The organism is Roseibium sp. M-1 (assembly GCF_054515675.1).
The window spans coordinates 1,852,959-1,870,294 of record NZ_CM137257.1 but is presented as its reverse complement, the minus strand read 5'-3'; the positions used below and the strand labels follow the sequence as shown (position 1 = coordinate 1,870,294).

General features: G+C 60.6%; 16 protein-coding genes. 9 read left to right on the top strand and 7 right to left on the bottom strand.

What is annotated here, in order from left to right:
* Nucleotides 1–339: 339 nt before the first annotated feature.
* Together ACX3M4_RS08505 and ACX3M4_RS08500 are read left to right on the top strand one after the other, a co-directional pair.
* A complete protein-coding gene (locus tag ACX3M4_RS08505) occupies nt 340–966 on the top strand; it encodes a helix-turn-helix transcriptional regulator (RefSeq protein WP_459358153.1) in 627 nt (208 codons plus the stop codon).
* A gap of 53 nt (nt 967–1,019) precedes the next feature.
* Nucleotides 1,020–2,885, top strand: a complete 1,866-nt coding sequence (locus tag ACX3M4_RS08500; RefSeq protein WP_459359393.1) for an ABC transporter ATP-binding protein — start codon at nt 1,020–1,022, stop codon at nt 2,883–2,885.
* A gap of 4 nt (nt 2,886–2,889) precedes the next feature.
* Here ACX3M4_RS08500 and ACX3M4_RS08495 read toward each other — a convergent pair whose 3' ends face one another.
* Nucleotides 2,890–3,984 (bottom strand): class I SAM-dependent methyltransferase, encoded by a 1,095-nt coding sequence (locus ACX3M4_RS08495; protein WP_459358152.1) that lies wholly within the window; start codon nt 3,982–3,984, stop codon nt 2,890–2,892.
* Nucleotides 3,985–4,263: 279 nt separating this feature from the next.
* On the opposite strand from ACX3M4_RS08495, the gene ACX3M4_RS08490 reads away from it, so the two are divergent.
* The 5 genes from ACX3M4_RS08490 (at nt 4,264) to ACX3M4_RS08470 (ending at nt 9,438) form a co-directional block, all read left to right on the top strand.
* Nucleotides 4,264–5,112, top strand: coding sequence for a helix-turn-helix domain-containing protein (locus tag ACX3M4_RS08490; RefSeq protein ID WP_459358151.1), 849 nt, complete (start codon nt 4,264–4,266; stop codon nt 5,110–5,112).
* A 277-nt stretch (nt 5,113–5,389) separates the two neighbouring features.
* Nucleotides 5,390–5,932, top strand: coding sequence for a hypothetical protein (locus tag ACX3M4_RS08485; protein WP_459358150.1), 543 nt, complete (start codon nt 5,390–5,392; stop codon nt 5,930–5,932).
* A 157-nt stretch (nt 5,933–6,089) separates the two neighbouring features.
* Nucleotides 6,090–6,773 (top strand): PspA/IM30 family protein, encoded by a 684-nt coding sequence (locus ACX3M4_RS08480; protein ID WP_459358149.1) that lies wholly within the window; start codon nt 6,090–6,092, stop codon nt 6,771–6,773.
* A 1-nt stretch (nt 6,774) separates the two neighbouring features.
* Complete coding sequence (locus tag ACX3M4_RS08475; RefSeq protein WP_459358148.1) at nt 6,775–7,530, top strand: YqiJ family protein; 756 nt, start codon at nt 6,775–6,777, stop codon at nt 7,528–7,530.
* Between the two features lie 51 nt (nt 7,531–7,581).
* Nucleotides 7,582–9,438, top strand: a complete 1,857-nt coding sequence (locus ACX3M4_RS08470) for a flotillin family protein (RefSeq protein ID WP_459358147.1) — start codon at nt 7,582–7,584, stop codon at nt 9,436–9,438.
* A 55-nt stretch (nt 9,439–9,493) separates the two neighbouring features.
* Here ACX3M4_RS08470 and ACX3M4_RS08465 read toward each other — a convergent pair whose 3' ends face one another.
* Nucleotides 9,494–11,155 carry an FMN-binding glutamate synthase family protein gene (locus ACX3M4_RS08465; RefSeq protein ID WP_459358146.1) on the bottom strand — a complete coding sequence of 554 codons (1,662 nt, stop codon included), beginning with the start codon at nt 11,153–11,155 and terminating at the stop codon, nt 9,494–9,496.
* An 85-nt stretch (nt 11,156–11,240) separates the two neighbouring features.
* Nucleotides 11,241–12,524 (bottom strand): glycosyltransferase, encoded by a 1,284-nt coding sequence (locus ACX3M4_RS08460; protein WP_459358145.1) that lies wholly within the window; start codon nt 12,522–12,524, stop codon nt 11,241–11,243.
* Between the two features lie 131 nt (nt 12,525–12,655).
* On the opposite strand from ACX3M4_RS08460, the gene ACX3M4_RS08455 reads away from it, so the two are divergent.
* Both ACX3M4_RS08455 and ACX3M4_RS08450 read left to right on the top strand, forming a co-directional pair.
* A complete protein-coding gene (locus ACX3M4_RS08455; RefSeq protein WP_459359392.1) occupies nt 12,656–13,081 on the top strand; it encodes a secondary thiamine-phosphate synthase enzyme YjbQ in 426 nt (141 codons plus the stop codon).
* Nucleotides 13,082–13,229: 148 nt separating this feature from the next.
* Nucleotides 13,230–13,526, top strand: coding sequence for a hypothetical protein (locus tag ACX3M4_RS08450; protein WP_459358144.1), 297 nt, complete (start codon nt 13,230–13,232; stop codon nt 13,524–13,526).
* A 118-nt stretch (nt 13,527–13,644) separates the two neighbouring features.
* Here the strand turns inward: ACX3M4_RS08450 and ACX3M4_RS08445 are convergent, their stop codons facing one another.
* The 4 genes from ACX3M4_RS08445 to ACX3M4_RS08430 all read right to left on the bottom strand — a co-directional run bounded on the left by ACX3M4_RS08445 (nt 13,645) and on the right by ACX3M4_RS08430 (nt 17,263).
* Nucleotides 13,645–14,397, bottom strand: coding sequence for an SDR family NAD(P)-dependent oxidoreductase (locus ACX3M4_RS08445; RefSeq protein ID WP_459358143.1), 753 nt, complete (start codon nt 14,395–14,397; stop codon nt 13,645–13,647).
* An 89-nt stretch (nt 14,398–14,486) separates the two neighbouring features.
* On the bottom strand, nt 14,487–14,927 hold the full coding sequence (locus tag ACX3M4_RS08440; RefSeq protein WP_459358142.1) for a hypothetical protein: 441 nt from the start codon (nt 14,925–14,927) through the stop codon (nt 14,487–14,489).
* Between the two features lie 375 nt (nt 14,928–15,302).
* Nucleotides 15,303–15,557: a YdcH family protein gene (locus ACX3M4_RS08435; RefSeq protein WP_459358141.1), complete on the bottom strand. Its 255-nt coding sequence runs from the start codon at nt 15,555–15,557 to the stop codon at nt 15,303–15,305.
* A gap of 146 nt (nt 15,558–15,703) precedes the next feature.
* Nucleotides 15,704–17,263, bottom strand: a complete 1,560-nt coding sequence (locus ACX3M4_RS08430) for an EAL domain-containing protein (RefSeq protein ID WP_459358140.1) — start codon at nt 17,261–17,263, stop codon at nt 15,704–15,706.
* Between the last annotated feature and the right edge of the window lie 73 nt (nt 17,264–17,336).

Below are 17,336 nucleotides of genomic sequence, written 5' to 3'. Positions count from 1 at the left end.
AAAGAATTGTTATTGATGCGATTTTCCCGAGCGTCGACTGCGTAAGGAATTGCGAAATTCTTAAAACATTACGTCGAATTACCGGCTTCCTGTTCTGACGGAATACCTGTGTGAGAGCCAATTGATACAGCAGTTGGTTCTCTGTCTTGCCGTGTTTCCGCGAGTTGTTGCGATATTACTCTAGGCCGCGCAAAGATAAACGCTCGCTTGCATACGCAAGGAAGCCTAACAAATTTACGTAGCGTCCACACCCGTTTTGTCGTCAGCCCTGAGAGGACGAAGGGTTAATAAGGAAAGCAGACTATTTTTTTATCCGAAAATTACGCTATATAGGAAGACATGGCAGATCGCACCCGAACCCGTCTCCTGAACGCCCTGAAATCCTCCGGCCCGCAGACAGCCGCGGACCTCGCCCGGGATCTCAATGTGACGTCTGTCGCTGTTCGTCAGCACCTGGATGGGTTGCTACAAGATGATCTTGTTGCCTTTGAAGACCTGAAAGGCTCGGTCGGGCGGCCGAAGCGAGTCTGGGACCTGACGCCGGTCGGTCACCAGCAGTTTCCCGACAACCATTCCAACCTCGTGCTCGGTCTGTTGAACGGCCTCGGAGATATCTTTGGTGCCGAAGGTCTGGAGAAGCTGATCGCCCATCGCGAGGCGCAAAGCCGCAAAAGCTATTCCGAGGCTGTCGGCAAGGTCGCGGACCTGCCTGCAAAGCTGGAAGTCCTGGCCGACCTGCGTAACCGGGAAGGCTATATGGCCGATGTCACGAAAGACGGAAACGGCTATCTTCTGATCGAAAATCATTGCTCTATCTGTGCCGCAGCGACAGCCTGCCAGGGCTTTTGCCGGTCCGAACTCAACCTCTTCAAGGATGTGCTCGGTCCCGATGTCTCGGTTGAACGCACCGAGCACCAATTGTCCGGCGGCCGGCGCTGCGTCTACAGGATTGAACAAAGAGCCTGAACCGGCGAACAGCCCAGCATTTTAGGAGTGCCTTCTTGTCAATCGCCAAGCCGATGCTGGCACGGATCGTCGAGCGCTATTTCCATCCCTTTGAGACCCATATCAAGCCGCTCGATTTCCCGGTAACACCACTTCCGGACGAGGGTCCGCTGCGCCTGGTCTGGCATTTCGCCAAGATGTTCCGCTGGCAGCTGGTGATCGTCTCGGTTCTCGCGATGATCTCGGCCCTTCTCGGCCTGTTGGGCATCTGGGCCATCGCTTATGTGGTCGACGGCGTCACGGACGGCGGCGCTCAGGCCTTCCTTTCCGGCAACGGCTGGATCCTGGCGGCATTTTTCGTGCTCTTCGTCCTTGTCGATCCGATGGTCTTTCTGCTGCGCCAGTCCTTTGCCCTGCAGACGGTGCGGATCCTGCTGCCGGCCGCCATGCGCTGGCAGGCGCACAAGGCTGTTGAATCCCAGGACCTGGCCTTCTTCGAGGATACGTTCGCAGGTCAGGTCGCGACCCGCATCGCCCAGGTCACCATGTCTGTGCACCGGCAAATGATGCTGGCGATCGAGACGATACCTTATCTGGCGATCCAGTTCGGCGGCTCCTTCCTGCTCCTGCTTGCCATGTCCTGGCCACTCGCCATTCCGGTTTTCATCTGGATCGGGGCGAATTCCCTGGTCGCCTGGGCGGCGATCCCGACCTATCTGCAGCGCTCCGCCAAGGTGGCGGCCGCCAATTCAAAGGCGACGGGCGCGATGACGGATGTTTATTCCAACATCGCGATGGTGAAGCTTTTCGCCGCCGAGGATTCGGAAGCCGGCGCAATCCGCAAGGTGATCGGCGAAACCATCGACACGCGGCACAGCGAGAACCGCTCCTACATCCTGACCGATGCCGGCGTCCATTTTCTGAATGTTCTCCTTGTCCTCGCCGTGGTGGCAATCGGCTTCTGGGGCATGGTTCAGGGCTGGGTCACCATCGGCGACTTCGTCGCGGGGCTTACGGTGACACGCTCGCTCGCGAATGCCTCTTCCAGCTTTATCGGCGTTGGCCAGTCGATCACCTCGACGCTCGGCACCATTCGCGATGCCATGCCGATCATGACCAGCCGGCCGGAAATAACCGACCGGCCGGAGGCAAAAGACCTGAAAGTGAGTGCGGGCGAAATCCGCTTCGACAACGTTTCCTTTGCCTATGGCAAGGACAGGAAACCGGTGCTGGAGGATTTCAACCTGACGATTGCTCCGGGAGAACGTGTCGGACTTGTCGGCCTGTCAGGCGCGGGCAAGTCGACCGCCGTGTCGCTGTTGATGCGTCTGCGCGATGTCACGGCGGGCAGCATCACCATCGATGGACAGGATGTGCGTGAGGTGACGCAGGCTTCGCTGCGCAGCCGCATCGGGGTCGTCACGCAGGACATCTCGCTGCTCAACCGGTCGATCCGGGACAACATCCGCTACGGCAGGCCGGAAGCGAGCGACGACGAGATCCGGGAAAGCGCCAGGGCCGCCGAAGCGCTGGGTTTTGTCGAAGAGCTGAAAGACAGCAAGGGGCGGACGGGACTGAATGCCCATGTAGGTGACCGCGGCGTCAAGCTTTCCGGTGGCCAGCGTCAGCGCGTCTCAATCGCCCGCGTGCTTTTGAAGGATGCTCCGATCCTGATCCTCGACGAGGCGACCTCCGCGCTCGACAGCGAGGCGGAATTGGCAATCCAGCAGAATCTCGCCCGGATGATGGAAGGCCGCACGACACTTGCCGTTGCCCATCGTCTTTCGACCATTGCCGCCATGGACCGTCTGGTCGTGATGGATGCGGGCGGTATCGTGGAAGAGGGAACCCACCAGCAACTGCTCACCCGGGGCGGACTTTACGCCGCTCTCTGGGAGCGTCAGTCCGGCGGGTTTCTGGCGCTGAGCGCGGCGGAATAGGATCTCACCGGCGGCGCAGGATCACCGTCAGGAACCACTGCTCAAAGGCGTAGCGCGTGGTTTCCGCCTCATATAGGGCTTCGAACCGGCGGAAAAATTCCGTTTCAAGATCCTCCGCACTGTGCGCTGGCCCGGCCGAAGGGCCAAAGAGGTGGGCGCGCAGCGTGGTGCAGGAAAAGGCGCGGGTATAGCCGGTATATCTGCGCGCATACTCCTTCGGGTCATGCGCATAGCAAGCAAACAGGTCGCCGTCAGCCAGGAGGGGCGATACCTCGATCGTGTCGATGTCATAGGCGTTGTTCAAGCCCTCATCCATTTCAATGGGGCGGCGGGCTTCGTCCTCGGTCATGAACCACAATCCGAAAACGAAACTGTCGGCAACCTGGCGGTCCAGAAGACCGTCTGCGGCCATGCCGGCGGTCACCACCTGCAAAGCACGGTAGATCCCGCGTCCGGATGCGGCCGTATCGTTGATTTCTCCGGCCTCCGGCACTGCGCCCAGGCTGGCGACAAGGAGATAACCTCCCGACCTCAGTTCTTCGGCGCGAAGGCGCAGAAATTGTTTCCAGTCCTGTTCCGCCTGCGCCTGCATTTGCTGTCGGGCGGCGCCGGTCAGGTCGGCGAACCAGAGCGTCTCCGGGGCGTTGATTTGAACCTGACCGTTGAGCCAGTGGCAAGCGGCGAAACAGGTGGCAAGCGTGACCGAGCTGCGCGGAACCAGCCGCTCGTAGAAGGATCCGACCGATGTGCGTACCAACGGCGGATGTGGACGGTCCATATAGCCTTCCTTGCCGAAGACCAGCTTCATCAGCGCGTTCCAGTCGTTTCCAGGCTGGTCGGCGTGGCAGACGGACACTTCGCGCGAGGGATCGCAGTCCGCCCAGACATCCAGCGCCGGCCGGACGGTCTCGATCGCGCTTTGCCCCGGTCCGCAGCCGTAATCCGTGATGTTCAGGGGGACAGGCAGAGCCCTGACCCGGCGCGCAAGATCCGCAATGACCTCGGAGTTCCGACTGGCATTCTGTCGCTGGGCAAGCGAGTTCTCGTTGTAATCGACCATTCCTTCGGTCGACCGGCCTGATGCTGGCGATTGCGTCATGACTATCTCCCGCGCCCGAACCGTTTCTCCCGGGTTCGAAAGCGCCCGGCAATCAACTTGGCCGGGTTACGTGGTGACGGGTATTTTGTGACAATCGATCTTGTCACATCCGCAAAGACATCGACACCTCAAATGAGTTTTGGAGCCGTCTGTCCTCTATATGGGACAGTCGGCATTCAGTCTGATCTGCCGTGTTCACCACCTCGAAACAGGCGGTAGAGAGGTTAAAGTTTGTGGCTTTCTGTTGATTTTCCCAAACACGGCTGACAATACTCCCGCATGGACAAGAGAGACCGTGCCGAACTATTTCGCGAACGGCTGCAGGATGCCCTGCGCAGCCGTGACATGAACCGCAGCGATCTGGCGCGTGGAGCAGGTCTCGACCGGTCCACAGTCTCTCAGCTTCTGTCGGAAGACGCTCCGCGCCTGCCGAACGGTCAGGCCCTGGCAGCGATTGCAACAGCGCTTAGTGTCTCCTCCGACTGGCTGCTCGGTCTCTCCACCCATCGTGGCGCTGCGGCGGAAATTCTCGATCAGGCCGTCCAGGTGGCCGAAACCGAACGCCATCCGGTGGACGAGCACCTGCTGGCCTGGTTCCGGGATGCGGTCGGCGCCAAGATCCGGCATGTCCCCGCCAACCTGCCTGACGTTTTGAAGACCGAAGCCGTGCTTGCCTATGAATATGCCGGCGAGACGCTTCGGACCGCCGACCAGGCGATCACCGGGACGCGGGATCAGCGGGCACTGTTGGGCCGCGCGGAATCGGACATGGAAATCGCGCTTTCCAAGGAAGCGCTCGAAGGTTTCGCGAGGGGCGAAGGCCTGTGGTCCGGCCTGCCGGTCGAGCTGCGCCGGGAACAGCTGGAGGTGATGGGCCGAACGCTCAGCGACTTTTATCCCTCGCTGCGGCTGCATCTCTTCGGCGCCACCGACCGGTTTTCGGCACCCTTCACCGTCTTCGGCCAGAAATGGGCTGCGCTCTATCTCGGTCAGCGGTATCTGGCCTTTTCCAACACCCGCCATGTGCAACTCTTTGCGGGCCATTTCGACGATCTGGTCCGCCATGCGCTTATCCGTTCGCACGAGGCCGGCGACTTCGCCATGGATCTCGCCGGCAGTCTCGGCTGACGGTCACAACTGAAGCCATTCTGGACGCTGACCTGCTTCTGACGCCGGAAATCCCGTTTTCGAAACATGCTTCGGTCCGGTTTCTTCCGGGGCGGCCTCTCGGCTGGCAATCGGAATAACCAGTTGAAATAATTTGGAATTGCTAACCGGAAGAAGCCGGGACGCCCAGGTGCTGTCTGCTGGGTGTACGATTTTTGATTGTAGAATATTGACAAACGAAAACGAATGTCCACATATGTAAACATATCGATACAGATGATGACAGGCAGGCATCACCATGGCCAAAAGCATTCCGATCAGCGTCAGGCTCAGCGATGACGATTTCGAGTTTCTGGCGGGTTACGAAGTACAAGGCGCGCGCACGCCGAGCGACAAGATGCGGGAGATCCTGCGCCTTGCCCGGGAGCGCGAGGAAGGCACGCAGGACGTCGCGACTTGCGAGGATATGCTGCGTTCGATGACGCGGCCGGCGGAGCGGCGTTTGAGACAAATGCAAAGGGAAACCGGCACGCGGTCCGACTTTGTCATCAAGCTTTATGAGCGACTGCCGGAAATGGTGGCGGAACTCGTTGCAGCTGCCCCGGCGCCGGATAAGGAACCGGAAAAATCCTCCGGCAAGACTACCGGTAAGGCGACGGAAGAGCTGATGCGGTTCGAGGCAGACCTGTCTGCGCAGCTCTTCGCACTCGTGGAGGAGATTTTCAATCTCGGGCTTACGAGCCAGAGCCGGACCTACGATCCGGACCTGATGGACCAGCGCCTGGAGCCGATTTTGGAAATCGCCCGGCTGCTTGATCAGAAGCGCCAGTCGGGCGCCTGAAAGAGGGGCCTCTGATCAGGCCCGAGCAGGACTGTGCCCGCTTTGGGCGCTTGCAGGGACTGAAACCGGAAGTTCTGCGCCAGTTGCGCAGTTTTCGGTCCCCTCGGCACCGGAACGGGTTTAATGATTTGATGACCAGCACAGAAAGGTTGGAAAGATGGCAGAGGGTCTTGTTGCACGGGTGAAGCGTCTTGTTTCCGGCGGCGTCAATCAGCTGGTGGATTCCATTGAAAATGCCTCGCCCGAAACCGTGATGGGTGAAGCGATCCGCGAGGTCGACCGTGCCACCGACCAGGTGCGCGACGAACTTGCCGGCGTCCTGGCCAACAAGCATCTGGCCAATACGCGCCTGGGTGAGACGACGTCGCGCCACGAGGAGCTCGGCGAACAGATCGCCCTTGCGGTCAAGGAGGGCAGGGATGACCTCGCCGAAGCGGCAATCGCCCGCCAGCTCGATCTGGAAGTCCAGATCCCCGTGCTGGAATCCGCCGTGGCCGATGCCGGCCGCGAGGAAAAGGAACTGGAGGGTTATATCAAGGCCCTGCAGGCGCGGAAACGCGAGATGGAAGCCGAACTCTCCAGCTACCGCCGAGCCCAGCAGACTTCCTCGACCGATAGTGCCGCAGCTGGAGCCGCTGCGCACAAGGACAGTGCCGAGGGCAAGACCCGCAAGGCCGAGGAAGCCTTTGACCGGGTTCTGAAAAGCACCACCGGCCTGCCGGGGGGCGTCGCTACCGACAAGGCCGATGCCACCAAACTGGCCGAGCTGGAAGATCTGGCGCGCAAGAACCGCGTTTCCGAACGGCTCGCCGCCCTGAAGGCCGCATCGAAAGACAGCTGACATGCTTGACTTCATTCTAGCAGATCAGAACACGCCCTTTGCGGTCGCCCTCGGCCTGATGATCGCAATCGCGCTGGCCGAGGGCGTCGGTACCCTGTTGGGGGTCGGGCTGTCGAGCATGGTCGACAGCCTGCTTCCGGAATTCGATCTGCCGGATGCCGACCTGCCGGACGTGGATGGGCCGGATTTCCATGCAGGTGTGTCGGGGGCTCTGCACAGCGATCTCGACGTGGTCGGCAGCAGTGCGGATCCTTCGGCGGCAGGGCAGGGCGTTCTCGGCAAGATCCTCGGCTGGCTGTGTTTTGGCCGCGTGCCGGCACTGGTCATCCTCGTGATCTTTCTGACCGGGTTCGGCCTTGCGGGCTATGTCCTGCAAAGCCTCGTTCAGGGGATCAGCGGTTGGCTGCTGCCTGGTGTCCTGGCTTCGGCAGGTGCTTTTGCCGGAGCATTGCCCTTCACCAGGGTCACCGCGCGTGGCCTGTCGAAGATCATGCCCAAGGACGAAAGCGATGCCGTCTCGCGGGAGAGCTTCGTCGGCAAGCCGGCAAAGATCGTTCAGGGCACGGCCAGAATAGGGTTGCCCGCCCAGGCACGCCTGCGCGATCCGACCGGACAGAACCACTACCTGCTGGTGGAACCGGATGTGGAGGGCGAGGAGCTGGAACAGGGGAGCGACGTCATCATCGTCCGTCAATCTGGATCCCGCTTCACCGCAATTCGCAACACCAGCACGACATTGACCGGCGCCGGAAGCTGATCCGGCGCCCGTTTGAGAAATTTTATTGATTAATCAAAGGAGGAGATGGTTATGGACCAGCTCGTTGGTATTCTTATCCTTGTCGGCATAGGCTTTGTGGCCCTTCTTGCCGTCGGTTTGATCATTTCGCGGCTTTACCGCCGTTCCTCGAAGGAAGTGTCCTTCGTCCGTACCGGCTTCGGCGGTCAGCGCGTCGTCATGAATGGCGGCACACTGGTTCTGCCGGTCCTGCACGAAATCATCCCCGTCAACATGAACACGCTGCGGCTGGAAGTCCGCCGCTCCAACGAACAGGCGTTGATCACCAGGGATCGCATGCGTGTCGATGTGCTGGCGGAGTTCTATGTCCGCGTTCAGCCGACCGTCGAATCCATCGCCAACGCGGCGCAGACCCTCGGTCAGCGCACCATGCGGCCGGAAGCCTTGCGCGAACTGGTGGAAGGCAAGTTTGTCGACGCCCTGCGTGCGGTAGCCGCCGAAATGGCCATGGAAGAACTGCACGAGCAGCGCGTGAACTTCGTTCAAAAGGTGCAGGCGGCTGTCTCCGAAGACATTTTGAAGAACGGCCTGGAGCTGGAATCCGTCTCGCTGACGGGCCTCGACCAGACCAATCGGGAATATTTCAACCCGGAAAACGCCTTTGACGCGGAAGGTCTGACCAAACTCACCCAGGAAATCGAGGAGCGCCGCAAGAAGCGGAACGACATCGAGCAGGAAACCGAGGTCCAGATCCGCCGCAAGAACCTGGAAGCGCAGCAGGAAAGCCTGCAGATCAGCCGCGACGAGGAATTCGCCAAGCTCGAGCAGCAGCGCGAAATCGAGATCCGGCGCGCCGAACAGACCTCCCTCATCGCCAAGCAGCAGGCAGAGCGTGAGCGCGAGGCCGAGGAAGCCAAGATCCTTGCCCGTCAGAAGGTCAAGGAAAAGGACATCGAGTCCAGTCAGGTCGTCACTGAACGCCAGATTGCCATGGACCAGCAGGTGCGCGAGCGCGAGATCAACAAGGAACGCAGCGTCGAAGCCGCCAATGTCGAGAAGCAGAAGCTGATCGAACTTGCCGAACAGGACCGCGACATCGCCGTTGCCGCCAAGTCGCGCGAGAAATCGGAAGCCGAGGCGCTGGCCGACGAAGCCAGGGCAATTGCCGCCCGGACCTCCGAACAGGTGACGACCGCCCGTGAAACGGAAATCGCGGAGCGTGACAAGCAGATCGAACTGATCGAGGCCCGCAAGGCGGCGGAAATGGACGCGGTCGCCATCACCGTCGGCGCGGAAGCCCAGAAACGCGCCGCTGCAGACCAGGCGGAAGCTGTCCGCATCGCCGCGGAAGCGGAAGCTGCCAAGCTGCGCATCGAGGCGGAAGGCTCTGCCGCGGCCGACAAGCTGCGCGCCGAAGCGCAGAAGGTGCTCTACGAAGTGGAAGCGGCCGGCAAGCGGGCGATCAACGAGGCGGCCAACCTCCTTTCGCCGGAACAGATTGCCATGCAGATCCGCATCCGGCTTCTGGAACAGCTGCCGCAGATCATTGCCGAAAGCGTGCGTCCTCTGGAACAGATCGACGGCATCAAGATCATCCAGGTCGATGGCATGACCGGCGCAGGCTCCGGCAGCGCGGCCAACGGTTCAGGCGGCACTGGCGGCGGCAATCTCGCCGACCAGATGGTCTCCTCGGCCCTGCGCTACCGCTCACAGGCCCCGCTTCTGGATGCAATGATGAAGGAAGTCGGACTGGATGGCTCCGGACTGGCCGGCCTGACGGCAGGTCTTGCCGAAGCGCCTGCGGCATCGCCCAAAGCGGAAACTGACGGGGCTGCCCCTGCCGAGCCGGCAAAGGAAGCCGCAGCAGTCGACGTGCCGAAGGCAAAGACGCAAGCCGGCAAGGGACCGGAAAAGCAATCTCCGGCGTGAGCTGAGTGCCGCAATCGAGAAACAGGGAAAAGCCCGGCGTTACCGCCGGGCTTTTTCAATGATGGCTGTGGTGGTGCTGCGACTTTGCCACTTCCACGGACCTGATGGCCTGGAAACTGTCTGCTTCGGCCATCTTCCAATAGGTGGAATAGCCTGGAATATCGTGGACCTGATCGAGCAATGCACCTTCCTTCAGCCAGGTGAGCGCGGCGCTGGCGGGCAGGATTTCGCGCAGGCCCTCGTGCAGGTAGAAATGCTCCGGCTTGAATTCACGCGGATGGTTGAGGCCGGCGGCCGCGGTGAATTCGGCGAGCGATTTGACCGTGTTGTTGTGGAAGTTGGTCACGCGCTGGGCCTTGTCCGGCACCACCAGGGCTTTTTGGCGAAGCGGATCCTGGGTTGCGACACCCGTCGGGCAGCGGTTGGTATGACAGCTCTGGGACTGGATGCAGCCGACGGCGAACATGAAGCCGCGGGCCGAGTTGACCCAGTCGGCACCGAGCGCCAGGGCACCTGCAATATCGAAGGCACTGATCAGCTTGCCGCTGGCGCCGATCTTGATGTCGTCGCGCAGGCCCGTGCCGACGAGGCAATTGTGGACGAAGGTCAGACCCTGGCGCAGCGGCGTGCCCAGACGGTTGGCAAATTCAACCGGGGCAGCACCCGTGCCGCCTTCCGCACCGTCGACAACGATGAAATCCGGTTTGATGCCGGTCTTCAGCATCGCCTTGACGATGGCCATGAATTCCCAGCGATGGCCGATACAGAGCTTGAAGCCGACCGGCTTGCCACCTGAGAGTTCGCGCAGCTTGACGATGAAATCCAGCAGCTCGACGGGCGTGGAAAAAGCCGAGTGCGAGGCCGGAGAGATGCAATCGACACCGATGGGAACGCCGCGCGCTTCGGCGATTTCTTCCGTCACCTTCGGACCGGGAAGAACGCCGCCATGGCCGGGTTTAGCCCCCTGGCTCATCTTGATTTCGATCATCTTGATCTGTGGTTCGACCGCCTGCCTGGCGAATTTTTCCTCATCGAACGTACCGTCGTCCGCGCGGCAGCCGAAATAGCCGCTGCCAAGCTCCCAGACAAGATCACCGCCGCCCTGGCGGTGATAGCGTGAGACGCTGCCCTCGCCGGTGTCATGATAGAAGTTGCCCGCCTTCGCGCCCTTGTTCAGTGCCAGGATGGCATTACCGGACAGCGAACCGAAGCTCATGGCCGAAATGTTGTAGATCGAGGCGGAGTAGGGCTGCTTGCAGTGCGGGCCCCCGATCGTCACGCGAAGATCTTCACGGTTGTGGGGTTTCGGACAGATGGAGTGGTTCACCCAGGAATAGGACCCGTCATAGACGTCCTGTTCCGTGCCAAACGGCAGCACATCCTCAATGTTTTTTGCCCGGTCGTACACCATCGAGCGCCGCTCACGGGAGAAGGGGCGTCCGTCCTGGTTGCTTTCGAAGAAATACTGCCTGAGTTCCGGCCGGATAGCTTCGAACATGAAGCGGAAATGGCCCGACAATGGATAGTTGCGCAGGACCGCGTGTTTGGTCTGACGCAAGTCCAGGTAACCGATTGCGGACAGGATGGCAAAGACCAGGAACGGCCAGAAGAAATAGATGCTTACCAGGAACATCTCCACGAAGAAGATGACACTGAGCACAATGCAAAAAGCGAAAACATTATAGCGGGTGGGAAACACGGGCTGGTGACTCCTCATCTGGCTGACCTTCTAGTTGTGTCAGGCCGACGCCAAAAAGGAAAGGGTCAACAGCCGGTCTTCCGCGACAGGCGTTCAGCGAGGCTCAGCTATCCAGAAGGCGGATCAGGCGTTCAGCGGTGCCTCTGGCACCCGGCTCGCCGGCGATGATGTCCGCTGCCCGTTTCGCGCCGACCCGGTAAACCGGGTCTTCGAGGCACTTCAGCGCCCTGGCGAGTTTCTTCGGTGTGAGGGACCCCTGCTTGATCGGAGCCGGGCCTGCGCCGATCCGGTGTACCCGTGCACCCCAGAAGGGCTGGTCGCCAAAAACGGGGCAGACAAGGGAGGGTTTGCCCCAGCGAAGCGCTTCATGAGTTGTGCCGGCGCCGCCGTGATGGACGATGGCGGCGCATCTTGGAAAGAGCCAGCTGTGCGGCGCCTTGTCCAGAAGGTGGATACGGCCGGCAAGTTCCTCGGGTAGATCTCTCTGGCCAAGCCCGCCCCAGCCCGTGGCGAGGATTGCGCGTTGGCCGGTTTCCCGCAGGGCTTCAATGACAGTCTGCGTCAGCCTCAGCGGGTTCCGGCTCGGCATGGAGCCGAAGCCGAGATAGATCGGGGCGGGACCATTTTCCAGGAAGCCTGCAAGTTCGTCCGGTGGCCGGTAATCCTGGTCCGGCTCGGTCAGCCAGTAACCGCAGGCCCAGGTCTCTTCCGGCCAGTCGGCGGGTGTCGGCACCAGGGCGCGTGAAAAGGCTTGCAGGCTCAAGGGAGTGGACCCATCCGGCATATGGCCGTCGATCAGGCTGCCGCGAACGGAGTTTTCGGCAACGGCTTCCTGCCTGACAGCCTTGTGAAGAGAGCCGACGCCCGCATTCATCAGGGCCCTTCCGGCGGCAAAGCTTACCCGGTTGAGCGTTCGGCCGAGATCCGGCAGGCCAAAGAGAGGTAAAGGAAAATCGCCTGTAGATGCCGTTACCGGCTGCAGAGCTGTCGGCAATGCCGGTACGTCGAGGCGCCGGGCGGCAAGGGTTACCACCGTTGCCTTCAGGTTGAACAGGATCAGGTCCGGCCGCTCTTCCAGCCCGGTGTGCCAAAGCTGCAGGGCCACTTTTTTCTGCAGGTCGAGGTTCTTGCGGGCGGCGGCGATCTTGCCCCTGAAGGTGAAGAGCGCCGCCTGAATGTCTTCCTGTTGCAGCAATGTGCGGAAATCGATCGGGACGGAGCGGGGTCTCGCACCGGCATCGGCAATCAGGTCGTCGAAGCCTTCGCCTGTAGTGACAACCACTTCTGCCCCCAGCGAAGCCAGCTCGCTTGCGAGAGCCACATAGGGCTGCACGTCGCCGCGCGTGCCGAGGGAGGCGATCAGGATCTTTTTCCGGGGAACAGTCATGGGGGCTCGGAGGGATCTGAAAAAGAGGGCGGCGGGCTTCCCTCAGATGGCGACCCCGGGATGCAATTGCAACCGCAGTCCGGATGACCTATGCCATCGGCCAAGCCTTTCGCAGCCGGAGCGACCTTGCCATGCAGACACTCCTGGAACTTCAGACCCGAGGCCAGGGACTTTACGAATTCACCGGAAGCGCCGCACATTGGCTGACAGAGGAGGGGGCCGGCGATGGCCTGCTGACGCTTTTTGTCCGTCACACATCCTGCTCGCTTCTCGTCCAGGAAAACGCCGACCCGGACGTTCAGCGCGATCTGCAGGCGTTTTTCGAGCGCCTCGTTCCTCCCGCCGATCATCCGGCTATGAGTTATCTCGTCCACACGCTGGAAGGCCCGGACGACATGCCTGCCCATATTAAGGCTTCGGTCCTGCCTGTCTCCCTGTCGATCCCTGTCTCTGGCGGGCGGATGGTGCTTGGCACCTGGCAGGGGATCTATCTCTTCGAGCACCGTACCCGGCCTCATCGGCGGCAGGTCGCGGCGCATTTTATGACCGATCGGTAGTGAATTCATCTATTGGCAGATAAGGCTTATTCGGAACAAGTGTGACGATTGTCACATCCAGACCGGCCAATAAGCCTAGTCTTTCAATCAGACCATGACGCCGCCGACTGAAGTCCCTCGGCGACGGCCGAACCGGGAGGTCTTTCAGATGCGAACCCTTGTCGTCACCCTTGCCTTGCTTTTCGCAAGTCCGGCTCTTGCGGACAACGATCCGAATCGTCCGACGGACAAGATTGCCTCCGATCTTGGAATTAGTCAGGCGGTTTTCGTCGAGTGTTTCAATCCGGTCAATCCGGAGCCCGGCAAATATCCGACCGGTGCCCAGCAGCGCGCCAACAAGGCGCTTCTGCTGCCTTGCCTGCAAAAGGCCAATCCGTCAATTACCAACGACAAGCTGGATGCGGTCATGGACAAGTACCGCCCGGAAGGGGCGTTCCGGAAGTAACTATTTGAACGAGGCCATATTTGCAGCCCTCAAAAAGAGACGCCACACATACGGCCTCATCCTGAGACGCGAGCAGGCTCGCTCCTTAGGATGAGGTTGGGAGGTGTTGTGGAGCGAACTACTTCCTCAAGGCCGGCAAGCCGACGCCCGTGCTCTCGAAGCCGCCGTCCGAAGCAATCACCTGGCCGGTAACGTAGCTGGCCTGATCCGAGCACAGGAATGCGATCACCTCGGCGATTTCGTTTTCCGTGCCATAGCGGTTGAGCGGAATGGCGTCGTGATAGGCGTCGATGATGTCCTGTGTGTGGACCGCCATGGCAAGCTTTGTGCGCACCGGGCCCGGGCAGACGCAATTGGAGCGGATGCCGTATTCGCCGAGTTCCGCCGCCTGCTGTTTGGTCAGCTGGATCACGGCCGCCTTGGAGGTGCCATAGGCGACACGGAGCGTCGAGGCTCGGAGGCCCGAGATCGAAGCAATGTTGACGATGGCGCCCCTGGTCTCCTTCAACGCCGGTACACTTGCCTGGGACATCAGGAAAACGCCGTCGAGATTGGTTTCCATCACCCGCCGCCACATGGCGAAATCTGTCTTTTCGATCGGCCCGAATTCGGCAACGCCGGCATTGTTCACCAGTGCATCCAGCCGGACGAATTCCTTCAGGATGGCCGGAAGCGTAGCCTCAACTTCCTCGGCAATGGAGACGTCGCAGAAAAACGGCCTGGCTCCCTCAAGGCCCTCGCACGCCCTGGTGAGTTCCTCGCGGTCGCGGTCGAGCATGGCCACCCGCCAGCCCTGCCCGAGCATGAGCTTTGCCGTCGCCAGGCCTATACCCCGGGCCGCTCCGGTGATGAGAACCGTTCTGTCTGTCATGGAGGATGTCCGTTGATTGCGTGAAAGGCCAGTAAAGGGCGACGCTAGCAGGCGATATAAGCGCAATCAACGATCTGCCGCGCCCGATGTCACCGCATGGAGACGCAGACGCGGATCGCGCCCGCATTGTCCCAAAGGGCCACGTCCTTGTCGTTGATGCGGAACGCATAGACGCCAGCCGGATCGCCGGCATTGACGGCGAGGGCGGCGAATTCCGCAAAGGGAACGATGCGTCCGGCCTGGTCGCGGACCAGCATTTCGCCGAACGCATAGGATTGGTCGAACTTGTAGCCGTAGAGCGGACCGAGTTTTTGCGCTTCCTGGCCCGAATATCCGCGCGGGCCAACCGGCCTGTACATGCCGGCAATAACGCTCCAGCCACCGGAATAGCCGATATTCGTGATCTGGCCCGGCGGCAGCGACAGCTGCTGCCAACCCTGCTTGGACTGGACATCCACACAATGGTCCGCGGCAGAGGCGGCCGTCGACACGAGGCAGGGAACAATCAGGCAAAGGCGGGCAAATAACATGGGTGTCTCCCTCATCTGACCGTACAGCAGAAGACAATAGCCCTGGTGTGAGGTCAAGCAAGCAGCTCCAGCCGGCAGCGTATTCACGCAAGGCTCACGCAGGCTTGGCTTGTATGATGGTCCCTGACACCCCACATCGTAATTGAACGATGAGGGTCGTTCCTCCCCCCAAGACTGGCGCCGGGCTCGGCTAGAGCTTCGGCGCCTCCTTTTTTTCAAACGCTGGTTCGTTCATTCGCCGACTGGAACAAGTCTACGGGGCCTGGGCGCGATCTGCCGTGAGGGCTTGGACGGGAAAGTCTTTAAGAAATTGGCGGCCCGCGCCGTCGGACGGGGACGGCGCGGGCTCTAACACCGGGCCTGAAAAGGAGGGGCTCAGGACTCGGCGTTCGCGGCTGCCGCAAGGAGGGCGGCAATCTGGTCCTTCAGGTGAAGGCGCTGTTTCTTGAAATTTTCCAGCACTTCGTCGGAGGCCGGCTCCACGTCGGTTTCGATCCGGTGCACCTGGCGATTGATCGTGTGATACTCGTCCGCAAGGCGCGCAAAATGCGCATCATTGGTCTTCAGCGCATGCAGCGCCTCGGCGGCTTCGGGAAATTCTTCGTGTAGTTCGTGTGGCACGTGGCTCATTCTTGCCTCCTTTTGAGACCCCCAAAGTGCCGCCAACCGGTCTCAAGAGCCTTGAGACAGATCAATCGCAACCGGTTTGCGCTGGAGTTTTTTGAAGATAGGGAAGGCAACCGTCCGGCAATGGCCAGGTGGAAGGCACGGCGCTCTCAGAGGCCGGCAGGCGTCAGTCTAGCCAGCCGGCCTGTTTCCGGCATGTTGGATCTGAGCGTCTGCTCAAGGAGATAGAGCGAAAAGTCGCGGATCGGCATCGGCTTGGCGAAGAAATACCCTTGCGCGTAATCGACGTCGCGGTTCCGGAGCGAGGCGAGCTGCTCCATCGTTTCAACGCCCTCGGCACAGACCTTCATGCCATGCGCTGAGGCAATGCCGAGAATTGCCTGGACGAAGGCTCCACGCGCACTGTCGGTAGAGGTGCCGAGGTCATCGATGAACATCTTGTCGATCTTGACGAGATCCGGCTTCAGGGCCTTGACCTGGGCAAGGTTCGAATAGCCCGTGCCGAAATCGTCGATGGCAATCTGACAACCGATGCCGCGCAGGTATTCAAGGGCCTTGGCGATGCTCGTGCCCGAGCGGATGCCGGTTTCCAGGATCTCGCAGCACAGGGACAGGCCGGCCTTGGTCGCCGTTGCAAAGACCGGTGAACGGATGACCGACTGCAGCTGCTCGTCCTCCAGATCTGCCTGGAAGAAGTTGACGGACACCTTGAAGCCCGGCCGGCCGGCGAGAAGCGGTCTCAGATCCTTCAGCGCCTTGGAGATGATGATTTCGGTGAATTCCCAGGTCAGGTTCTGGTCCTGGATGATGCTGACGAACTGGTCGGGAAAGAGCTTGCCATGGGCATCCTCGAACCGGGCAAGGACTTCGCAGCCTTCACATTTCATCGTGGCAAGGGTGACGATCGGCTGGAAATAGGGCTCGAACCCCTTGCCGCCGTTCAGGATCGCCCGCCGCACGCGACCCTCGGGGCTGTTGCGCTCGCGCATGATCCGGTTGACCCGCAGAAACACCAGCACACCGGTCACCAGGCTGAACAGGGTGAAGATGCCGAGCAGGATAATGTTCTGCCGGAAGATGCGCGTTGCAGGGATCATGGTCAGATAACAGAGCCTGGTCTCGCCCGCGCCGCAGGCCTGTGCAAAGACATTGCCGAAGACCGGACCGAAACTGCGCTTGTAAAGGCCCAGAAGATCGGAATTGCCGGTCGCGTGGAACAGCTCCTTGAAGGGTTCCTTTGCGCTTGAAACGTAGAAGAGGTCTTCCTCCGCAGAGGCAAGGTTACCGGTCTGGTAGAAGGACACTCCGTAGCGGCCCTTTTTGATCACTGTAACCCGGCCGACATTTTCCGCCAGGTTGAACGGCACCCGGTACCAGGTCTCGCGACCGTCCTTGAACAGTTGCGCCTTTTCGGGTGGGCCGAAATCATGGGCCGGATCGAAGCGTCCAAAGGAGGCCGAGCAGGCAGTTTTTGTACCGCCGTCCGGGAAAAACCAGATATTGGTAATGTGGTTGTCGTTGAAAACCAGCGTGCTCAGGGTTTTCAAATGCGCGTCGCTGCAATCGGCGTCAGGGATCTTTTCCAGCTCGCCATACAGTCTGTTGCCGCGCTCGATATTATCCTGCCAGATCTGAAAGAGCCCGGCTGTCTGTTTGTGCAGATCTTTCTGGCCGTCAAGCGCAACACCGGTCCAGGCTATCGTCAGCATGACGGCAACCGTCGCAAGGCCCGCAAGAGTGCCAGTTAATATTGGACGGGAAGTGGGCGTTTTGCCGGGACGT